Raw genomic sequence first — 19,758 nt, 5'->3', positions numbered from 1 at the left:
GCTTGTGCGCCCGGCGGTGTTGATGCCATATCTAAGGTGTTTTGCAAGGCAGACCACCCATGAACCTGATCCACGCGATCGACCCATTGGAAAAAGGGCCATTGCGGGTGCGTGCCCTGACCGGGCCCGCCGATCTGGCCGCGCTTCTGGCGGTGCGGGGCCTGTGTTTTCGTGGCCATGCAGGCGCCGATGATAGGGATCAGTATGACGATGACTGTATCCATATGGTGATTGAACGGCGGGATTGCATCATTGGCGGTTTCCGTCTACGCCGGTTTTCAGGTGCCGAAATAGCCGATAGTTACAGCGCACAGTTTTATGATCTGACACCGCTTCATCGATTTTCCACCCCGATGCTTGAACTGGGCCGGTTTTGTATCGACCCGGTGCATCAGGATGCCGATGCCGTGCGACTGGCCTGGGGGGCGATCACGCAACAGGTTGATCGTGGGGGTGTTGGCCTGTTGTTTGGGTGCAGTTCGTTCGCGGGCTGCGATCCGGCACCGTATCACGATGCGTTCGGGGTGTTGCGCACGCGCCATCTGGCGCCGCGCGGCTGGGCCCCCGGTATGGGCCGCGGTGCAACTGTACGGTTTGCCGATTTGCCCATGGTTCACGATCGCGGCGCCGGGCTGCGCGCCTTGCCGCCACTGTTGCGCACGTATCTGGCCATGGGCGGATGGGTCAGCGATCATGCAGTGATTGATCGCGCGCTTGGAACGGTGCATGTGTTTACCGGCCTTGAAATCGGTCAGGTGCCGCCGGGCCGGGCGCGATTGCTGCGCGCCGTGGCCGCAGGTGGGCAGGTATTTCAAGATCGCGATCAGACGGGGCGTTGACCTTCTTGGGTGGGCGGCTTAGCTGAGCCTCATGGCACGCGCACCCCTTTTACAACTCTCCGATATCGCCCTCACCTTTGGCGGCGATCCTGTATTTTCAAACCTCGATCTGGTGGTTCAGCCCGGCGATCGGGTGGCCCTTGTCGGGCGCAATGGTTCGGGAAAATCCACCCTGATGAAGGTGATGGCCGGACTTGTCGAACCCGACAGTGGCACCCGCGTGGTGACCCCGGGCATTGGCGTGGGATACATGGAGCAGGACCCCGGCATGGAGGGGCACGCCACCTTGGGCGACTATGCCGCCAGCGGGCTGGATCTGGGCGATTCCTATCGCGTTGAAATGGTGGCCGAAGGGCTGAAATTTGATCCGTCGCGCGCTGTTTCGGTGGCCAGCGGTGGCGAAAGACGCCGCGCCGCATTGGCCAAACTTCTGGCCGAGGCGCCGGGTTTGATGCTGTTGGATGAACCGACAAACCATCTGGATATTCAAGCAATTCAATGGCTTGAAAGCGAACTTTCAACCACCCGCACCGCTTTTGTTCTGATTTCGCATGACCGCGCGTTCCTGAACGCGCTGACCCGCGCGACCCTGTGGATTGATCGCGGCCAGGTGCGCCGACAGGAAAAGGGATTCGTCCATTTCGAGGCATGGCGCGATGAAATCTGGGCCGAAGAAGACGTGCAGCGCCACAAACTGGATCGCAAGATCAAGGCCGAGGCACGATGGGCCGTTGAGGGCATTTCAGCCCGGCGCAAACGCAATCAGGGCCGGGTGCGCGCCTTGGGCGAATTGCGCGCCGAACGCAGTGCGCAGATCCGCCGCCAGGGCACCGCCGCAATGGCGCTTGAGGCGGGACCAACCAGCGGCAAGCGTGTAATGGAAGCGCGCGGTATATCAAAGACTTACGATGGAAAGGTCATCCTTGCGCCGTTTGATCTGCGGGTACAGCGCGGCGACAGGATTGCCTTTGTCGGGCCCAATGGTGTGGGCAAAACCACGCTGCTGAAAATGCTGATTGGCGAAATTGAACCTGATACCGGTACGGTTCAGATGGGCACCAATATGGATCTCGCGGTGTTCGATCAGAACCGCGTCCAGTTGGAGCACGACAAAACCCTGTGGGAAAACCTGACCGGTGATCCGGCGATTGGTGTCTCGGGCAAGGCCGATCAGGTCATGGTGCGTGGAATGCCGCAGCATGTGATCGGCTATCTCAAAAGCTTCCTGTTTTCCGAGGCGCAGGCCCGCGCGCCTGTCCGCTCTCTTTCGGGGGGGGAAAAGGCGCGTTTGTTGCTCGCCCGAATCATGGCGCGGCAATCCAACGTTCTGGTGTTGGACGAACCCACCAACGATCTGGATGTCGAAACATTGGACCTGCTGCAGGATCTGTTGGCCGATTATGATGGCACGGTTTTGCTGGTCTCGCACGACCGTGATTTCCTGGATCGTGTTGCCGATACCACCGTCGCCATGGAAGGCGACGGGCGTGCCACGGTTTACGCCGGCGGTTGGACCGATTACCAATCGCAACGGGGCGAACGCGTTGCCGAAGCGGCCGCTGTGACCAAAAAACCTGCCGCACCGGTGAGCGAGGAAAAGCCAGCCGCGGGCGGATTGTCATTTACCGAAAAGCACCGGTTGGAAGCATTGCCCGCTGAAATTGCCCGGCTGGAAGCGGAAATCGCCAAGCTGGAAGAGTTGATGATGGATCCTGATCTGTTCACCCGGGAACCGGTAAAGTTTCAAAAGGCAACCGACGCTTTGATTGCCCGCCACGATCTTCTTTCGACTGCCGAAGAAGAGTGGTTGGCGCTTGAGGAAAAAGCTGCGCAATAAATTCCCGCGTGGCCCAATTGTGATCTGAGGGCCCGCCCCATGACATCAAATCTGCGTCTTTTGGCGATTGCGACGATTGTTATCGGGGCATTGGTTTTCGGCCTGAAATGGGCCGCCTTCATCGTCACCGGCAGTGTGGCATTGTATTCCGATGCTCTTGAAAGTGTTGTGAATATTGGCGCGGGCATCTTGGCCCTTGTGGCAATTCACGTCAGCGCCAAACCCCCCGATGCCAACCACCATTATGGCCACGCCAAGGCCGAATATCTGTCGGCTGTCGCCGAAGGCGTGATGATTGTCGTCGCCGCGCTTTTGATCATGACCGAAGCATATGGCGCCTTGGCCCGCCCTCGTGCCCTGGATGCGCCGCTTTTGGGGCTGGCGATAAATGGCGCCGCAACCATTCTGAACGTGATCTGGTCGACAATCCTGATTCGTGTCGGTACATCGGCCCGTTCGCCCGCCTTGGTGGGGGATGGGCGGCATTTGCGGGCCGATGTGATTACCTCGGTCGGGGTGATCCTGGGCTTGATTTTCGCCCAGATCATCGGCTGGGCCTGGCTTGATCCGGCAATGGCGATGGGTGTGGCGCTGTATGTTTTATGGTCTGGATGGTCGTTGATGCGGGTATCAATCGCCGGCTTGATGGATGCGGCCCCCAACGCCGAAATGCGCCAAAAGGTGGAAACGGTGATCGCCGAAAACGGCAAGGGTGCGCTGCAGGCCCATGATTTGCGGATGCGGGAAACGGCGCATATGACGTTTATTGATTTCCACCTGATCGTACCGGGCACGATGACAGTGTCGGAATCGCACACGATCTGTGACAGAATCGAAACCGCGCTGGCCGCCGATTTCAGCGGAGCCGTTATTTCAATTCATGTTGAACCTGAAATCAAACAAAAATCCGGCGATGTGGTTGATCTGACGGGATTTTATTAACCGCGAAATCCGGTTGCGACGACAAATTTTTCTGAACTGTCAGATCTTGATGCGGGCGGTTTCACATTCACCACCTTGGTGAATTTTTGCTTCAACAACTGTTGCAGATCAGCCTCGGCGCCGCCTGCCAGAACCTTGGCCACGAAGGTGCCGCCGGGATTAAGCACATCAAACGCAAAATGCGCTGCCGCCTCGCACAGCATCATGATGCGCAAATGATCGGTTTGCTTGTGGCCCGAACTGGACGCCGCCATATCCGACATGACCACGTCGGCCGGCCCGTCGAGCCATGCTTTTACCTTTTCATCGGCGCCTTCTTCCAGAAAATCCAGCACATGAATATCGCAGCCCGCGATCGGCTCGACCTCTTGAAGATCAATCGCCACGATCTTGCCCACCGCCTTGCCAGGTTTATCGCCCAACGCGTTGACGCGGCGCGCGGCAACCTGACACCATCCGCCGGGTGCGCAGCCCAAATCGACAACCCGCGCCCCGGGCACCAGAAAGCGATATTTATCGTCCAGCTCAAGAATCTTGAAAGCGGCGCGCCCGCGATAGCCCATCGCCTGAGCTTTTTTCACGTATGGGTCATTCAACTGGCGCTGCAACCACAGAGTTGACGACATTTTGCGCCCCCGGGCTGATTTTACCCGGATGGTCAAATCGCGCTGGCCGCGCCCTGAATTGTTTTTCTTGCCGGGTGGTTTGCCCATGGTGCGATCCTTTGTTGCGGCCCCTTCTTAAACCCTGTGTGCACCAATTGCCATTGTCATCATCAACAGTTTATTTTCGGTTAAGATGGCTGGATTTTAAACCTTTTTGTCCCGCACAGCGCGAAAAACATACAGACGGATCGCTGTTGCAAGACCGGTTTCGGGCGTGCGTTCTGCATCAATTTCGGCGGCCAAGTCATTGATCGGGCGGTTATTTTCCGCAGCAATGGCGCGAAATGCGTGCCAAAAGTCGTCTTCCAATGAAACCGAAGTGCGATGGCCGCGCAATGTCAGAGAATGTTTGCGGGGCCGGTCGCTCATTCTTCTTGCTTGTGCTGATCAAGGGCGCGCGCCGCCTTTGCGTTGCTTGTCGCATTCAGGATTTTCTCTGCTTTACTTTGGCCATGTTTGATCGCGTTCGCATCAGCCTGCATGCGCTTTTCGTCCCGCGCGCGCTGTTTGCGCGCGCGGTTAAGGTTGATCGGCTCGCTCATTTAGGGCCGATCATGTTTTCCGGGCGCACAACCTTGTCAAAGGTTTCCTCATCGACAAACCCAAGGGCGATTGCCTCTTGTTTCAAAGTCGTGCCGTTTTTATGGGCCGTTTTGGCGACCTTGGTGGCGTTGTCATATCCGATGGTGGGGGCCAAAGCGGTGACCAGCATTAATGATTCGTTCATGATGCGGGTGATATTGTCAGTATTGGCGGTGATTCCCACCACACAATTATCGGTAAACGCGGTGGCTGCATCGCCCAGCAGTTGCATGGATTGCAGAACGTTATAAGCCATCATCGGCTTGTACACGTTCAGCTCGAAGTGACCCTGTGATCCGGCAAAGCCAACGGCGGCGTCGTTTCCAAAGACATGGGCGCACACCTGAGTCAGCGCCTCACATTGGGTTGGGTTTACCTTGCCCGGCATGATCGAACTGCCCGGTTCATTCTCGGGCAGCATCAATTCGCCCAAACCACAGCGGGGGCCAGACCCAAGCAAACGAATATCATTGGCGATCTTGAACAGCGACGCGGCAACCGTTTTCAACGCGCCAGACATTTCCACAAGGGCGTCATGGGCGGCCAGGGCTTCAAATTTGTTCGGGGCGGTGACAAAGGGCAGGCCGGTTATATCGGCCATGTTTGCGGCCACTTCCTCGGCCCAACCCACGCGGGTGTTCAGCCCGGTGCCAACGGCGGTGCCCCCTTGGGCCAGTTCGTAAATATGGGGCAGGGCGGCTTTTACCCGTTTGATCGCCATTGCCACTTGATGGGTGTATCCGCCGAATTCCTGCGCCAGGGTCAGGGGGGTGGCATCCATCGTATGAGTGCGGCCAATTTTGATGATGCCGTCAAATTCGGCAACTTTTGCCTGCAACGCGGCGTGGAGTTTTTCGAGACCCGGCAGTGTCACATCCCGCGCGGTTGTAGCCACGGCAATGTGCATCGCGGTTGGGAACGTATCGTTGGACGATTGGCCCATGTTACAATGATCGTTCGGATGCACCGGATCCTTGGTGCCGATGGTGCCGCCCAGAATTTCGATGGCCCGATTGGCGATCACTTCGTTGGCGTTCATGTTGGATTGGGTGCCCGATCCGGTCTGCCAGACGACCAGTGGAAAGTTATCGTCAAACTTGCCAGCCACCACTTCGGCCGCCGCCTGCATGATCGCATCGGCCTTTTCGCCGTCGAGCGCGCCAGCCTTTTTGTTGGCCTGGGCGCAGGCCTGTTTGATCACGCCCAGCGCGCGAACGATGGCAATGGGCTGTTTTTCCCACCCGATCGGGAAATTCAGGATCGAGCGTTGGGTCTGCGCGCCCCAGTATTTATCGGACGGCACCTCAAGGGGGCCAAAGCTGTCGGTTTCTGTGCGTGTATTTGTCATCTCTGCCTCATCCGCAAAAGGGTTGGCGGTGTTTTAAGGGCAGGCAGCGGTGAAATCAATTGGTATACGATAGTATGCGAAAAATGACCTAGGGTGTTCGGCGATAAAACCGATAGACGCGCGCCGGGGGCAGATTGCGCAAAACGCGCGCGCCTTTTTCCACACGCAGATCCAGCTCGGCAATCAGATCGGCAGGCAGCGGCGGACGCGGGCCATAGGTAAATTGAACCAAAGGCGCGCCCGGAGCCAAGAGTTTGAACGCCGCCATGACAATTTCGTGGCGTACCGCGTTGGGCATCGAAAGCAGCGGCAGACCCGAGATCACCGCCGCTGCCCCTTTGGGCATGCTTGCGCGCATCAGGTCAGGCGCAGTTTGGGCCGGTTGTTGGTGGATGGTCACTGCGGGCGGCAGGGTTGCGCCCAAATGTGCGGCCAATTCTCTATCCAGTTCGAACAGAGTCAGACGGTCAGGGGGCAGGCCGGTCTCCAGTATCGCGCGGGTGATGCGGCCCGTGCCGGGGCCAAATTCAACCATCGGGCCCGTATGGGGGCCAATACCGGCAGCCATCGCATTGGCCAATTCGCGCGAGGATGGCGCAATCGCAGATATTTGCCGCGGGTTTTGCAACAGGCGTCGCCGAAACATGGCGAATTCAGAGACCTGCGCTGTCACCCGTTAAATGCCCCCTTGGCCTTAATTTTTGCGAAAACTGTCAAGGCTGACAACCTGCGCCGCGCCGGGTTCGGCGTCAGGCACTGTGTCATCCTCGGTTTCGTCATCGTCTTCGGCGATTTTGGTTTGGGTTTCGAACCGCAGACCAAATTCAACCGACGGATCCACAAAGGTACGGATCGCATCATAAGGGATATACAGGGGTTCGGGGCTTTCACCAAAATTCAGGGTAATTGAAAACCCTTCGTCCGTCACCTCAAGCCCGTCATACCAATGCTGCACAACGACAGTCATCTCATCGGGATACCGATCAGACAGCCAATCGGCGATTTCCACATCGGGATGCATCGTATCGAAGGTGATGAAAAAGTGATGTTCGCCCGGCAGACCGCGTTCAGAGATGTCGTTCAGAACCTCTTGGATTAGGCCCCGCATGGCGCGATGCATCAAATTTCCATAGTCGATTTTGCGCGACATCCACAGCCCCCTGATTGTTATGGATAGCATAGAACATTCGTAGGTGATGAAAAGGGCCGGCAGACGGTTTTCGCCATAAGCGCCGGAAATCAACCATATACCGGCCCACGCCATCCCATCGATCGTCGCAATGTCCAGGCCAGATGATCCCGATCAATCCTCACGACCGCCAAAAGACAGCAAGCTGATACGCGGAAAATTGTGAGGGATGGCGCAATTCCCAAAGCAACGTGATTTTGCCCGCAGTGTTCTGTCAAATACAAAGGCCCACCTTGAATGCGCCACCTCAGACCAGCGGTTCACCCGACAGGCACAGCATTACCGCCTCGTGGGGAATAAGGCCGAGCTGTTGGAAAAGCCCGAGAAAATCAAAATGGTTGTACACTTCGACAATCAGGCCATGTTCAAATCGCGCGATGATCTGTCCGGTTGCGGTGATAACCGCCGTGTTGATTTGTGACTCGGCGCGCACGCGGATCATGACCGATACCCAGTTTTCATCGGACAGGGTTTTGATGACTGTGATTTCGGGGTGTTCGACAAGGTTCAGCAGCGCCAGAACCATGGTTTTAAAATCCTCGGGCGTCAGTGTCATATCTGGCAACAGCCCCTCGGCCCCGACATTGGGCGCGAACACGCGATCGATCAGATCCATATCGGCATCCACCCACACGCGTTGCAGGAAATCATGCATAATTTCAACATTGGTCATGGCGGCCTCGGGTTAGGGGTGCGCCATGTTTAGGGTGCGATCTCTTTCAAAATGCTGAAAGAAACAGTTCAATTTGTTTAGAGTGGTCATGAAAGGGGAAAGTGCAGGCTTCTGTTGCCAGGTGCCTGCGAACCCCGCCTTACGCGGCTAGGCGTAAGGACTTAAGATTTGGTCTTAGTGACAGCTTACGCTGCGACTGCGACCGGAGCATGGTTGTTATTGGCAACTATACTATATGCACCGATATCGGTGGTAGCTCACCGAGTAAAAGCAAACAGTTTTAAACGTTTGTCGATCCTATTTCGGCCCCATGCCCCCGCCAATACGGGTGATTTGGTGGAGCCGCCGGGTACCGCCCCCGGGTCCAATCCGTGTATTATCTGCGCGTTTATCACCATAGTCAGGTTGCCCTGACAGGATTGAAGGTATGCCCATCACCGCCCCATTTCAAGCTGTCATCGCAATTTTATTTGGGCGCAGTTTTGGTTGTGGTTTCTGTCACGCCATTACATCGCCAAGCGTGCGTTGCAATCGATGGCAAGAAGATCGAGTCGCGCTTCGGCCAATTTCAGATCAAGCAGCGCGACGACAAGCTGATCCACAGGCGTTGTAAGTTGGCCGACAACACCCCCGACCAGGCCCAGAACACCGCCCACCAAACGACCCAGACCACCGGGCAACACATCGCCGATGATGTCAATAATCAGGCGCCGCAAATCATTGCTGAGCGACGCGGTCAGGCCCGGCGTTGTCGGGCCGAAAATCTTCGCTGTGCCATGGTCGTAATCGGCCCGGCTGAATGATACACTGCGCCGTACCGGTTCATAGCGATAGCCGTTTTCATCCATGTGATCGGTGTTTCCGCCCAGCGACAGCCCCAAGGCGCGGGCGCGAACCGACACCTGAAGCAGGTCTGCCTCGACCGGTGAAAACACCGCGACGGATTGTTCGGGCGCTTTGCTGCAGGCAACGCCATCGTCAGACAGATGCGCCGCCGCATTTGCCACGTCGATGATAAGAGACAATTCCGCAAGCCCCGCAAGGCGCACACCGTTGACATGCAGGCGGATTTGCGATGTGCGCGCCACCGCATCCGGATCTCCGGGCACGGCACCCATGACAATCTGGCGCGGGTCCGATACCTGAACCGTAATGTCAGCTGCGGCCAATGGGCCCAGATCAATGTCAAGCTTCAGATCAACAACCCGTTTTCCCAATATTTCGGCCGATCCAAACACAATGTCAGACACCGCAAGTTCAAGCTCGTGAAGGGGTGATCCCACAACCGTGCGGCGCAATTCGCGATCCAGATACAGCAAATCGCCCAGCCGTATGTCACCCAACCGGCGCGTGATTGTCTGACCCAGGGCCGTGCCGATGATGATGGATGCGTCAATCCGTGCATCCAGAATATCACCATAGGTCGTATGCCCCGGCTGAAGAATATCAGCCTCGGCAGCGACAGCGCCAAGAAATTCAAACCCCCGCAACCGCACACCGTGACCAGAGCACAAGGTGTCTAATCCGGCGCCAACAATCGGGCGCAACATCCCCCGAAACAGATTGAGGCTCAGCAGGCAATTCGACAGCGCAAATCCGACCCGGGGTCGCACGGCGGCGGTGGCGGCGCGGGCGATCATCAGCTCGTCTTGTGCCAGGAACGCGCCCAGAACAAAAAATCTGGGCCGCGCTGTTGCGGTCACGCGCACGGCATTTGTTCCGTCAAGGCGGTGCTGGGTGGGCGTGGGCGAAAAGTGATGATCGTCAGACAATGTGCCAAAAACGATCTGATCATCATCAAGCGGCAAAAGCGGAAAAGGCCAGACCCCGGGGCGGGTGTGGGTGTTCTGTGCGGCCTTGCGCGAAATCTTGGCGGTGTCAAACCGCCGGGCTGCCGTGAGGGCGGCCAGATCCGCCCGCGCCTGAACGTGGCGTTTTTGGGCATTCAGACTGGTCAGATCAATCGCCACGCCAATGCCCATCAGAATGGCGGGCAAGACGACCAATGCAAAAATGCTCAGCCCACCATTTTCCTTCACCATCAGGGTGCGAAATGCATTTTTGAACCGCGCGCCAATCACAGCAACATCTCCGCCGAGCCGGACATTTCCGTGACGGAAAACCCGATGAGTGTTCCCAAGCGATGGGCCAGTGTTTCGCTCAGATCATAGGTGATTGCGACCATGATTGAACGCCCCGCATCCTGACTGTGGCAGATCACATCACTCACCCGCTCTGCGGTGACAAACGGCAGACCTTCGACAAGTTTGGGCAGAACATCCGATTGAAGCGACAGACAAATCTGATCAATCGGAAACGCGCGGTCAACATAGGTGAGCGACAGGCGCGTCATGTCAGATGCCAAATGTTGAACATCGCTGAGCGTGGCGAAATACATCGCAATCGCCGCCATCGATAAACAGACAAGCAGTATTCCGGGAAACAGAATTGCAAATTCGACCGAAATACTGCCATCCTCACGCCGCAAAAAACGCTGTATCGGGGGATGTTTGTGAATGTGCAAAAACATGGCTGCTCCTCCATATCCAAAGGCATTCTGAAAAGGGGGATCTGCCCCTCACACAGAGTTGATTGAAAATTTGAAAAGCGGCTTTGTTAGGGCATTCACACGGGCAAAACGGCGCAAATGTGACACATCTTGGCCATCAACGAAACGAGATACAACCGAAACGCGAGGCGCGCGGCCCTGTAAAACAAGGGTTGGACGGACGTAAACCAGCCGTTAACAGGTGTGGCAGAGCAACTGTTTATCGTTCGAATGAATTTTGAAAAATATTTCTACATTGCAAATTTAGGTCGCCAAACCGCTGAAGGACCATGTGTTTGCAGGTGTTTTGGCAATTTCTTTGCAAAAAACCGGCGCCGGATGCCAGCGCCGATTCCTTTTTTAACAGTTTTGGCTCAGAAACCGGCCTTGATCATCTCAAAAGCTTCCGACTGCTTTGTGCGCAGTTCGTTTGCCATCGGAAGTTGTGCCAGGATCGGTGCATCGATTGCGCCCATGCCAACCGCGGTCAACGCGTCGTCGCCAAAGGCGGCCATGGCTGTTGCGTTGGCATGGCCATACCCGGCATCCAACAAGGGCTGGGTTGAGGATGGGTGCAGCAGCGCGTTCAGGTAATCATATACCTTGTCTTCTGATCCCTGTCCGTCGGCCAGATTGACATAACCACACAACCACAACGATGATCCTTCGGTCGCTTCGCGCTGAAAGCCGATGGGATAGCCCTGATCGGCCATAGTGGGCAGGGTTTCATTCCAGGCCCATGAAATCAGGATTTCACCGGTCGCCATCAACTGGGCCAGTTCGGCCGGGTCGGTCCAATAGGTGCGCAGGTTTTCATGGACTTCGCGCAGCCACGCATTGGCCGCTTCGAATTGGGCGTCGGTTGCGTTTGTCCAATCGGTTGTGCCGGTGGCCAGATAGGCCAGGGCATAGGTATCATCGACGTTGTCAGGCAGGGTCATCCGCGCGGCGTATTTCGGGTTTTTGAACACATCCAGCGATGCCACATCCTCGGCTGGCACCTCATCGGTGTTATAGGCAATGCCGGTTGATCCGAAATCGGTCGGGATGAAATAGGTATCGGTGGCGGCAGAAATATCTTTGCCGGTCAGATTGGCATCGAGATCATCAAAGGCGGTGATGCGCGATGTATCCCACGGATCAAGAATGCCTGCTTCGACCCATTTTGTAACCGACCCGGCGCAAACATGGCTGACGTCGGCCTTGAACCCGCTGCGCAGTTTTTGAAACGCTTCTTCTTCGTCGCCAAAGAACGCAAATGTGGGCGCGGCGCCGTGTTGTTCGACATAAGTTGTATGAAACGCCTCATTTTCGAAACCGGGATAATCGAACACCAGCAATTCGGCATCCTGGGCCGTCGAAACGGTGGCGATCAAAATCATCGCTGTGGCGCTGAGAAGGGTCTTGGTCATGGCTTTCCTCCCGTGAAAGCTGGGGTTTTGGTGGTGCACGATAGAAAGGGCGCGGCGGTGCGGCAAGATGAATTTGATCACGTGGCGCGGGTTGTGCGCGATTTCTTTCGTTTGACGGTAAAGGGAAGTGGGAGGGGGCGTATCGCTGTTCTGTTGGTCATGTAGTGTTTTATGCTGTTACAAGACAACAGGCGGAAATTGTGACACTTTTGCCAAGTGAACGCTGTGGGAGAGAGCAGATCGGGGTTGCCGAGGGCGACCCGGGGCGTGATCTTGGGCAAAGTCGAGGGTTCGGTGACCGGGGCAGACGCCGGGGGGCCAGCCCCCCGGACCCCCCGGGATATTTGGAAAACGAAAATGGAGGATAGGATGTTTCGAGCATTGGTAGTGGAAAAGGATGACGCGGGCAAAACCGTGGCCGGAGTACAGGAAATTGGCGAGGATCGTCTGCCCGATGGCAATGTGACCGTTGCTGTTGAATATTCGACGGTGAATTACAAGGATGGCCTGTGCATTGGCCCCGGGGGTGGGTTGGTGCGCAATTACCCCCATGTGCCGGGCATCGATTTTGCCGGAACGGTCGAGACATCGGATGATCCGCGTTATGGCGTTGGCGACAAGGTGGTTTTGACCGGTTGGCGTGTGGGCGAAGCCCATTGGGGGGGCTATGCCCAAAAAGCGCGGGTCAAGGCCGATTGGCTGGTTCCACTGCCAGATGGGTTGAGCGCGCGTGATGCCATGGCCGTGGGTACGGCCGGATTTACCGCAATGCTGGCGGTGATGGCATTGGAGGATCACGGGCTGGAGCCGGGGCGCGGGCCGGTCTTGGTAACCGGGGCCGCGGGCGGCGTTGGGTCAGTGGCGACGGCGATTCTGGCAAACCTTGGCCATGAGGTGGCGGCGGTGACCGGACGGCCGGAAACCGAAACGTACCTGCGCGATTTGGGGGCCACCCAGATTGTTGCGCGCGAGGAGATTGGCGAAACCGTAAAGCGCCCGCTGGAGGCGGAGACCTGGGCGGGATGTGTTGATGCGGTGGGCGGTGCGATGTTGGCGCGGGTGCTGGGGCAAATGAAATACGGCGGATCGGTTGCCGCTGTCGGATTGGCGGGCGGTGCGGCTTTGCCCGCAACGGTCATTCCGTTCCTGTTGCGCGGCGTCAACCTGTTGGGGATCGATTCGGTGATGCAGCCGTTTGAGAACCGTCAGCGTGCCTGGGCACGGATTGCCAAGGATCTGCCGTTGGACAAGCTGAATGCCATGGTCACGTCAGCCACCCTGTCTGATTTGCCCGGTCTGGGGCGTGATATCCTGAACGGTCAGATCAAGGGGCGCGTGGTTGTGGACGTCAACGCCTGAGCGATACCCAGACAGGGCGGGTGACAACCGCCACGCGCCCTGTTAGCGTAAACCCATCATATATGTATCGCAGGCGGGGCGGTGTGATCCGGGAATGCCCAACAGGTTTGGGGGGTGCGCGGCGCCGCCCCGAAATCAGGACTGGGGACAAACCAAACATGGGGGACGCACCGTGGTAGAAACCACCTCGACGCATGGGATACCCGATCCCGAGGGCCACACGGCCATCATCGAAACCGAACACGAAATTGGCGATGACAATATCGAAGGCCGGTTGGGGACGATCGGCTTTGATATTCATAATCCGGTGTTCATGATCGCCGCCTTGTCGATCATCGCCTTTGTATTTTATACCATCGCCTTGCCCGAACAGGCCAATTCGATCTTTACGGCGATGTTCAATTTCACAACGAAAAACTTTGACTGGTTTTTGTTGGGGTCGGCCGACATTATTCTGCTGTCCACACTTGTGTTGATCGTCACGCCCTATGGATCGGTGCGGTTGGGCGGGTCTGAAGCGACGCCTGATTATACCTATGTTGGCTGGTTTGCGATGTTGTTTGCCGCCGGCATGGGCATCGGCCTGATGTTTTATGGCGTGTCCGAACCTTTATCGCATTTCTCAACTTCGCTGGGCGGAACCGCTGGCGAAGCTGGGATGCGCACCGATTGGGCGCCCTTGGGAGGTGCCGGCGGAAATGAGGCGGAGGCCGTGCGTCTGGGCATGGCGGCGACGATCTTTCACTGGGGGCTGCACCCTTGGGCGATCTATGCAACCGTGGCTTTGGCGCTGGCGCTGTTCACTTATAACAAGGGTTTGCCCCTGACCATCCGAAGCGCGTTTTACCCCATTCTGGGCGAGCGCGTATGGGGTTGGTGGGGCCATCTGATTGATATCATTGCGGTGTTTGCGACGCTGTTCGGGCTGGCCACATCACTGGGGTTTGGCGCGACACAGGCAAATGCCGGGTTGAATGACCTGTTCGGAATCCCGATCGGCAACACGACCGAAGTGGTCCTGATCACGGCAATCACCGCTGTGGCGTTGATTTCGGTGGTGCGCGGCCTGGATGGTGGTGTGAAAATCCTCAGCGAGGTGAACATGGGCCTTGCCGGGCTTTTGGCGCTATTCACGCTGATTGTCGGGCCTACCGTATTCCTGATCACGTTCTTTTTTGACAGTCTGGTTGCCTATGCCGAATACTTTCCGGCCCTGGCCAATCCGTTCGGGCGCGAAGACACCAATTTCTCCCAAGGGTGGACGGCGTTTTACTGGGCGTGGTGGATCAGTTGGTCACCCTTTGTGGGCATGTTTATCGCGCGGGTATCGCGGGGCCGCACCGTGCGGGAATTCATCATCTGTGTGCTGCTGATCCCATCAATGGTCTGCGTTTTGTGGATGTCGATTTTTGGCGGCACTGCGATCAATCAGGTTCTGACCACCGGATACACCGGAGCGCAAGATGCCGATCTGCCTTTGCAGCTGTTCAAGATGCTGGATCAGTTGCCGCTGGCCTCGATCACATCGTTCATCGGGATCATGTTGGTGATCGTGTTCTTTGTCACCTCGTCGGATTCCGGATCGTTGGTGATTGACACGATCACGGCGGGCGGCAAGGTTGACGCGCCGATGCCACAGCGGGTGTTCTGGTGTATATTTGAGGGTGCGGTTGCCATCGCCCTGTTGATTGGCGGTGGGCTTGCCGCGCTGCAATCCATGGTGATATCCACCGGGCTTTTGTTTTCCTTGGTTCTGCTGGCGATGACCTTTTGCATCTGGAAAGGGTTGATATCTGAACGGGCGAAAATGTAACCTTGGCCCAATATTTTTTGAACGGCGCTCTGTTTGCAGGGCGCCGTTTTTCATGGCGGGTGCGAAAAAGACTCTTACAAATTGCGAAAAGGTTTTATTCTGGCAATTGACAGCAAAGGTTGACCGGCAGGTTAGAGTGCTAGATCCGATATAATGGCCGGGTTGACCGGTGCTTTACCGGGTGGGGCGATGTCTGAGAAAACTCCGATCATAATGTGGCTGCGGCGGGATTTGCGGATGTCGGACCACCCCGCACTGCGGGCTGCGGTTGAAACAGGGCGGCCGGTGATTCCCGTCTGGATTCTGGATGAGGTGGTGGAAACCCATGGTGCCTGTCCGAAATGGCGGCTGGGTCTGGCGCTGGCGCATTTTGCCAATGTCTTGAAAGACGCAAACAGCCGTCTGATTTTGCGCCGGGGCAAGGCGGTGGATGTTTTGCGCGATCTGGTGCGCGATACCGGGGCAGGGGCGGTATATTGGACGCGGCTTTATGATCCTGAAAGTGTGGCGCGCGATACGGCAGTGAAATCCGCGCTAAAGGACGACAACATCGAGGCGCGCAGTTTCGCGGGCCATGTGATGTTTGAGCCCTGGACGGTCGAAACCAAAACCGGCGGATTTTACAAGGTTTACACGCCATTCTGGAAATCGGTGCGCGGTGATACGGTGGGCGACCCGGTGTCGGCACCCGGTAAAATTCCGGCGCCCGAAAGCTGGCCGAAATCCGACGATCTGGACGATTGGCAGATGGGCGCGGCGATGCAGCGGGGCGGCGACATCGTCAAACCGTTTGCCTCCGTCGGTGAGGCGGCGGCACAGGGGCGGTTGGGCGCCTTCATCAGCGATGGCATTGATGGCTATCAGGCGGCGCGTGATCGCCCGGCCGCCAATGGCACCAGCAAGCTGAGTGAAAACCTGACCTATGGAGAGATTTCGCCGCGCACCTGTTGGCACGCGGGCATGCGCGCCCTGCATTCGGGCAAAAGCGGCGCCGAGACGTTTTTGAAAGAACTGGTGTGGCGCGAATTTGCCTATCATTTGGTGTATCACACGCCCCGCATCACCACCGGCAACTGGCGTGAGGAATGGGATGCCTTTCCCTGGAACGAGGACGAGCGGCGCGCCGAGGTCAAAGCCTGGAAACAGGGGCGCACGGGCATCGAGTTTGTCGATGCCGCCCAGCGTGAAATGTATGTGACAGGCCATATGCACAACCGGGCGCGAATGATTGTGGCGTCGTATCTGACCAAACATCTGATGTGTCACTGGCGCATTGGGCAAAAGTGGTTCGAGGATTGCCTGATCGATTGGGATCCGGCCAGCAACGCCATGGGCTGGCAATGGTCGGCCGGGTCGGGCCCCGATGCAACGCCGTATTTCCGCGTGTTCAACCCGGTGACACAACTGGACAAATTTGACCGTGACCGTGCCTATGTTGATCGCTGGATCGCGGAGGGGCGCAAAAATCCCCATGATGATGCATTGGCTTATTTCGATGCGATCCCGAAAACATGGGGCATGACGCCCCACGACGCATACCCCGATCCCGTGGTAGAGGTGGCCGAGGGGCGCAAGCGCGCACTATCGGCATATGAAAACCGTAGTTTTTGAAGGTGCCGTTAAGTAATGTAAAACCAATTGCCATTGAACCGCGTATATTACTAAAGAAAAGCAGAGGCTTGCCCCGAAAGGCGCATCCTTGGCTGGGGCCTGTTTGGAAATTTTCGGAGTGTTCATGAGTGTTTTGACAACTGTCGCCGGGGAAAAGAACCTGCCGCGCTATTTTGCGCAGGTTTTTGCAATGGCATGCGAAATGCGAAACGGCCGGTTGGATTTCGTATTGCCCGATGGGCGGGTGTTTCGCGCGGTCGGCACACAAACCGCGTGGCCAATCGCCGAATTGCGGGTCCATTCCAACGATCTGTTTGCGCGGCTGATCCGCGAAGGCGATCTGGGGTTTTGCGACGCATATCTTGACGAACAGTGGACAACGCCCGATCTTCAGGCGTTTCTTGATCTGTGCAATGCTGACAACTGGGATGTTTACGACAGTTTCCCGGGCATGGGCATGGTGCGCCTGTTTGAACGGGCTCGGTTCTGGTTGATGGGCAATTCACGGGGCCAGGCGCGCAAAAATATCTCGGCCCATTATGATTTGGGTAACGATTTTTATGGATTGTGGTTGGATGATACCATGACCTATTCCAGTGCGCTGTTCGCCACCGGACAGGAAAGCCTGGAAACCGCGCAAACCGCAAAATACGCCAGCATGGTCGATCAGATGGGTGTGAAACCGGGGGATCATGTGTTGGAAATCGGCTGTGGTTGGGGCGGGTTTGCCGAATATGCCGCGGCACAGCGCGGGCTGAAGGTAACATGCCTGACGATCAGCAAGGAACAGCATAAATTTGCCGTGGATCGGATTGAAAAGGCAGGGCTATCTGATCTGGTCCGCATCAAGTTACAGGATTACCGCGACGAAAAAGGCACATATGACGGCATCGCCAGCATCGAAATGTTCGAGGCTGTCGGCGAAAAATACTGGCCCACCTATTTCAAAACGGTGCGCGAACGTCTGAAGCCCGGCGCACAGGCCACATTGCAAATTATCACCGTGATGGATGACCGGTGGGATGTATACCGTAACACAGTTGATTTCATTCAAAAATATATCTTCCCCGGCGGCATGTTGCCCGCCCCCAAAGTGCTGCGCGCCGAGGTGGAAAAAGCCGGTTTGGTGGTGCAGAAATCGGTCGAATTTGGCGAAAGTTACAGCCAGACGTTGCGCCGCTGGCATGTGGCCTTCAACGAACGATGGGACGATGTGCGTGCCTTGGGGTTTGATGACAGGTTTCGCAGAATGTGGAATTTTTACCTCATCTCTTGCGCTGCGGCGTTTCACAGCGGAAACTGCGACGTGACACAAATCACCATCTCAAGGCCCGCCTGACCCCATGTATCCCACCGCCGCCAAATTGATCGCCGGACTTCTGTTTGCGGCGTTGGCGTTTTTTATCTCGGGGTTGGTCATTCCCAACATCCCGTTTGGGCAAAACACGCCGATAAGTTTTGGTTTGGGCAACGCGGCGATCGGGTTTTTACTGGGCTGGCGTGTGGTCGGGCGGCGCGCGGGCGAAGGATACGCCTTTGGCATTGCCTATGGCATCACGGCGGCGGTCGCGATTGTGTTCTGGTGCCTGTTTTTGTGGGCATTTATTGAAATGATAGAACGCGCGCTTGATCTGTATTACGATGATCCGACCAAGGCGTTGGAAGAAATGGTGCGCCTGATGGTCGATTTTTCCAGCTATCTGGTTGGCAATAACGTGCTGCCCGCTCTTGGTATCGGCACTGTGTTCTGCAGTGCGGTGGTGGAATGGGTCGGCCAGAAAAACAGCCGCCCGGCGGAGTAACCCATGACAGACCTGTTTGTTTTCGGAACACTGCGCGACAGTGAGTTGCGCCAATTGGTGGCAGGGTGCGATCTGCACGGGGAGCCGGGTGAATTGCCCGGTCATGGCGTTTGGCGCGCCGAAACCGGCGATTATCCGGTATTGGGGCCGGGTGAGGGCGCGGTGGGCCTGTTGTTGCGCGACATCCCAGAGGATGCGCTAGCGCGGTTGAGTTTTTATCAGCAGGGTGTTGATCACATCACCGATACGGTCGAAGTCACAGTAAATGGCGCGCGCCAGTCGGCGATGGTTTACCTGCCCGCGACCTTGGTACAGCCCGCCGATGAGGCGTGGGATTTGGCCAAGTGGACCGCGCGCCGGGGGGCAATGACGCGGCGCGCCGCGACAGAGGCGATGACATATTTCGGTAAAATGTCTGGTGCACAGTTGCGCACGCGGATGAATACCATTCGCTACCGCGCCGAAGCATCGCTGCGCGCTGTTGCCACCAAACCGCACCTGTCCTGGCATGATCCATCGCTGGATCGCCGCGATATAAACGTGGTCAGGGCGGCGACCCCCTATGTCAATTACTTTGCCGTGGGCGAATATGATCTGACCCATACCCGGTTTGACGGCAGCACAAGTGGCCAGATGAATCGGGGCGGGTTCCTGATGGGCGACGCGGTGACGGTTTTGCCCTATGATCCGGTGCGCGACCGGGTTTTGTTGGTGGAACAATTCCGCTTTGGGATTTTCCTGCGCGGTGATCCGGTGCCTTGGAGCCTGGAACCCGTGGCAGGCCGGATTGATCCGGGCGAAACCCCGGATCAGGCGGCGCGCCGCGAGACCGAGGAAGAGGCAGGGTTGACCCTGCATCGGCTGATCAAATTGGCCGGGCATTATCCCAGCCCGGCGGCCGTCACGGAATATTTATACAGTTTCATCGGCCTGTGCGATCTGCCGGATCTGACCCAGGGGGAAGGGGGGTTGGACACCGAACACGAAGATATTCGCACCCATATCATGGGGTTTGACGATCTTTTGGCCTTGGCGGATCGGGGCGAAATTGAAAACACACCGCTGTTGTTCAGCATCTTTTGGTTGTTTCGCGAACGGGGGCGGCCCACGCCGTTTGCTTGAGTTCGCGGCGGGGCGG

The 19,758-nt window shown here is 57.1% G+C and carries 19 protein-coding genes and 1 other RNA gene; 9 read left to right on the top strand and 11 right to left on the bottom strand.

The features are described from left to right. Positions 1 to 59: 59 nt before the first annotated feature. From C8265_RS10515 to C8265_RS10505, 3 genes are read left to right on the top strand one after another with little or no spacing between them, the layout of a single operon-like run. Complete coding sequence (locus C8265_RS10515; protein ID WP_108483972.1) at positions 60 to 839, top strand: GNAT family N-acetyltransferase; 780 nt, start codon at positions 60 to 62, stop codon at positions 837 to 839. A 31-nt stretch (positions 840 to 870) separates the two neighbouring features. Next, entirely contained in the window at positions 871 to 2,676 is a 1,806-nt protein-coding gene (locus C8265_RS10510; RefSeq protein ID WP_108483971.1) for an ABC-F family ATP-binding cassette domain-containing protein, read from the top strand. A gap of 39 nt (positions 2,677 to 2,715) precedes the next feature. Next, entirely contained in the window at positions 2,716 to 3,618 is a 903-nt protein-coding gene (locus C8265_RS10505) for a cation diffusion facilitator family transporter (protein ID WP_108483970.1), read from the top strand. Here C8265_RS10505 and C8265_RS10500 read toward each other — a convergent pair. The 11 genes from C8265_RS10500 to C8265_RS10450 form a co-directional block, all read right to left on the bottom strand. After that, the gene (locus C8265_RS10500; protein ID WP_108483969.1) at positions 3,615 to 4,331 is read right to left on the bottom strand and encodes an RlmE family RNA methyltransferase; all 717 of its coding nucleotides are present in this window, start codon (positions 4,329 to 4,331) and stop codon (positions 3,615 to 3,617) included. The genes C8265_RS10505 and C8265_RS10500 overlap by 4 nt on opposite strands. A gap of 96 nt (positions 4,332 to 4,427) precedes the next feature. Continuing rightward, positions 4,428 to 4,652 (bottom strand): ribbon-helix-helix domain-containing protein, encoded by a 225-nt coding sequence (locus C8265_RS10495; RefSeq protein WP_108483968.1) that lies wholly within the window; start codon positions 4,650 to 4,652, stop codon positions 4,428 to 4,430. Then, a complete protein-coding gene (locus tag C8265_RS10490) occupies positions 4,649 to 4,825 on the bottom strand; it encodes a DUF4169 family protein (RefSeq protein ID WP_108483967.1) in 177 nt (58 codons plus the stop codon). The genes C8265_RS10495 and C8265_RS10490 overlap by 4 nt, the downstream gene beginning before the upstream one ends. After that, entirely contained in the window at positions 4,822 to 6,213 is a 1,392-nt protein-coding gene (fumC, locus tag C8265_RS10485; protein ID WP_108483966.1) for a class II fumarate hydratase, read from the bottom strand. The genes C8265_RS10490 and fumC overlap by 4 nt, the downstream gene beginning before the upstream one ends. 88 nt (positions 6,214 to 6,301) lie before the next feature. Beyond that, complete coding sequence (locus C8265_RS10480) at positions 6,302 to 6,859, bottom strand: class I SAM-dependent methyltransferase (RefSeq protein ID WP_126623166.1); 558 nt, start codon at positions 6,857 to 6,859, stop codon at positions 6,302 to 6,304. 48 nt (positions 6,860 to 6,907) lie between these two features. Next, positions 6,908 to 7,363 carry an SspB family protein gene (locus tag C8265_RS10475; RefSeq protein ID WP_108484172.1) on the bottom strand — a complete coding sequence of 152 codons (456 nt, stop codon included), beginning with the start codon at positions 7,361 to 7,363 and terminating at the stop codon, positions 6,908 to 6,910. Positions 7,364 to 7,649: 286 nt separating this feature from the next. Next, a complete protein-coding gene (locus tag C8265_RS10470) occupies positions 7,650 to 8,075 on the bottom strand; it encodes an ester cyclase (protein ID WP_108483964.1) in 426 nt (141 codons plus the stop codon). A 100-nt stretch (positions 8,076 to 8,175) separates the two neighbouring features. Then, positions 8,176 to 8,530, bottom strand: a transfer-messenger RNA (tmRNA) gene (ssrA, locus tag C8265_RS10465). A gap of 51 nt (positions 8,531 to 8,581) precedes the next feature. Then, entirely contained in the window at positions 8,582 to 10,156 is a 1,575-nt protein-coding gene (locus C8265_RS10460) for a pilus assembly protein TadG-related protein (protein ID WP_108483963.1), read from the bottom strand. Beyond that, the gene (locus C8265_RS10455; RefSeq protein WP_108483962.1) at positions 10,153 to 10,605 is read right to left on the bottom strand and encodes a TadE/TadG family type IV pilus assembly protein; all 453 of its coding nucleotides are present in this window, start codon (positions 10,603 to 10,605) and stop codon (positions 10,153 to 10,155) included. The genes C8265_RS10460 and C8265_RS10455 overlap by 4 nt, the downstream gene beginning before the upstream one ends. A 392-nt stretch (positions 10,606 to 10,997) precedes the next feature. Next, a complete protein-coding gene (locus tag C8265_RS10450) occupies positions 10,998 to 12,035 on the bottom strand; it encodes an ABC transporter substrate-binding protein (protein WP_108483961.1) in 1,038 nt (345 codons plus the stop codon). A 369-nt stretch (positions 12,036 to 12,404) separates the two neighbouring features. On the opposite strand from C8265_RS10450, the gene acuI reads away from it, so the two are divergent. The 6 genes from acuI (at position 12,405) to C8265_RS10420 (ending at position 19,742) form a co-directional block, all read left to right on the top strand. Further along, positions 12,405 to 13,394, top strand: coding sequence for an acryloyl-CoA reductase (gene acuI, locus C8265_RS10445; protein ID WP_108483960.1), 990 nt, complete (start codon positions 12,405 to 12,407; stop codon positions 13,392 to 13,394). A 94-nt stretch (positions 13,395 to 13,488) separates the two neighbouring features. Next, the gene (locus C8265_RS10440) at positions 13,489 to 15,207 is read left to right on the top strand and encodes a BCCT family transporter (RefSeq protein WP_206050327.1); all 1,719 of its coding nucleotides are present in this window, start codon (positions 13,489 to 13,491) and stop codon (positions 15,205 to 15,207) included. A gap of 189 nt (positions 15,208 to 15,396) precedes the next feature. Then, on the top strand, positions 15,397 to 16,818 hold the full coding sequence (locus C8265_RS10435) for a cryptochrome/photolyase family protein (RefSeq protein WP_108484171.1): 1,422 nt from the start codon (positions 15,397 to 15,399) through the stop codon (positions 16,816 to 16,818). Between the two features lie 124 nt (positions 16,819 to 16,942). Further along, entirely contained in the window at positions 16,943 to 18,157 is a 1,215-nt protein-coding gene (locus C8265_RS10430; RefSeq protein WP_108483958.1) for an SAM-dependent methyltransferase, read from the top strand. A 4-nt stretch (positions 18,158 to 18,161) separates the two neighbouring features. Beyond that, positions 18,162 to 18,620 (top strand): TrgA family protein, encoded by a 459-nt coding sequence (locus C8265_RS10425; protein WP_108483957.1) that lies wholly within the window; start codon positions 18,162 to 18,164, stop codon positions 18,618 to 18,620. Positions 18,621 to 18,623: 3 nt separating this feature from the next. Then, complete coding sequence (locus tag C8265_RS10420; protein ID WP_108483956.1) at positions 18,624 to 19,742, top strand: NUDIX domain-containing protein; 1,119 nt, start codon at positions 18,624 to 18,626, stop codon at positions 19,740 to 19,742. Positions 19,743 to 19,758 lie beyond the last annotated feature (16 nt).

The sequence above is a fragment of the Oceaniglobus ichthyenteri genome (assembly GCF_003057885.1).
GTDB classification, from domain to species: Bacteria; Pseudomonadota; Alphaproteobacteria; order Rhodobacterales; family Rhodobacteraceae; genus Oceaniglobus; species Oceaniglobus ichthyenteri.
This window is presented reverse-complemented; position numbering and strand designations above follow the sequence as displayed.

Excerpts from the sequence above, each read along its gene's own strand:
- C8265_RS10515 (WP_108483972.1), top strand. The coding sequence starts at position 60 with ATGAACCTGATCCACGCGATCGACCCATTGGAAAAAGGGCCATTGCGG.
- C8265_RS10430 (WP_108483958.1), top strand. The coding sequence starts at position 16,943 with ATGAGTGTTTTGACAACTGTCGCCGGGGAAAAGAACCTGCCGCGCTAT.
- C8265_RS10480 (WP_126623166.1), bottom strand. The coding sequence starts at position 6,859 with ATGTTTCGGCGACGCCTGTTGCAAAACCCGCGGCAAATATCTGCGATT.
- C8265_RS10435 (WP_108484171.1), top strand. The coding sequence starts at position 15,397 with ATGTCTGAGAAAACTCCGATCATAATGTGGCTGCGGCGGGATTTGCGG.
- fumC (WP_108483966.1), bottom strand. The coding sequence starts at position 6,213 with ATGACAAATACACGCACAGAAACCGACAGCTTTGGCCCCCTTGAGGTG.
- C8265_RS10500 (WP_108483969.1), bottom strand. The coding sequence starts at position 4,331 with ATGGGCAAACCACCCGGCAAGAAAAACAATTCAGGGCGCGGCCAGCGC.
- C8265_RS10475 (WP_108484172.1), bottom strand. The coding sequence starts at position 7,363 with ATGTCGCGCAAAATCGACTATGGAAATTTGATGCATCGCGCCATGCGG.
- C8265_RS10505 (WP_108483970.1), top strand. The coding sequence starts at position 2,716 with ATGACATCAAATCTGCGTCTTTTGGCGATTGCGACGATTGTTATCGGG.
- C8265_RS10470 (WP_108483964.1), bottom strand. The coding sequence starts at position 8,075 with ATGACCAATGTTGAAATTATGCATGATTTCCTGCAACGCGTGTGGGTG.
- C8265_RS10440 (WP_206050327.1), top strand. The coding sequence starts at position 13,489 with ATGCCCAACAGGTTTGGGGGGTGCGCGGCGCCGCCCCGAAATCAGGAC.
- C8265_RS10420 (WP_108483956.1), top strand. The coding sequence starts at position 18,624 with ATGACAGACCTGTTTGTTTTCGGAACACTGCGCGACAGTGAGTTGCGC.
- C8265_RS10510 (WP_108483971.1), top strand. The coding sequence starts at position 871 with ATGGCACGCGCACCCCTTTTACAACTCTCCGATATCGCCCTCACCTTT.
- acuI (WP_108483960.1), top strand. The coding sequence starts at position 12,405 with ATGTTTCGAGCATTGGTAGTGGAAAAGGATGACGCGGGCAAAACCGTG.
- C8265_RS10490 (WP_108483967.1), bottom strand. The coding sequence starts at position 4,825 with ATGAGCGAGCCGATCAACCTTAACCGCGCGCGCAAACAGCGCGCGCGG.
- C8265_RS10425 (WP_108483957.1), top strand. The coding sequence starts at position 18,162 with ATGTATCCCACCGCCGCCAAATTGATCGCCGGACTTCTGTTTGCGGCG.
- C8265_RS10450 (WP_108483961.1), bottom strand. The coding sequence starts at position 12,035 with ATGACCAAGACCCTTCTCAGCGCCACAGCGATGATTTTGATCGCCACC.
- C8265_RS10495 (WP_108483968.1), bottom strand. The coding sequence starts at position 4,652 with ATGAGCGACCGGCCCCGCAAACATTCTCTGACATTGCGCGGCCATCGC.
- C8265_RS10455 (WP_108483962.1), bottom strand. The coding sequence starts at position 10,605 with ATGTTTTTGCACATTCACAAACATCCCCCGATACAGCGTTTTTTGCGG.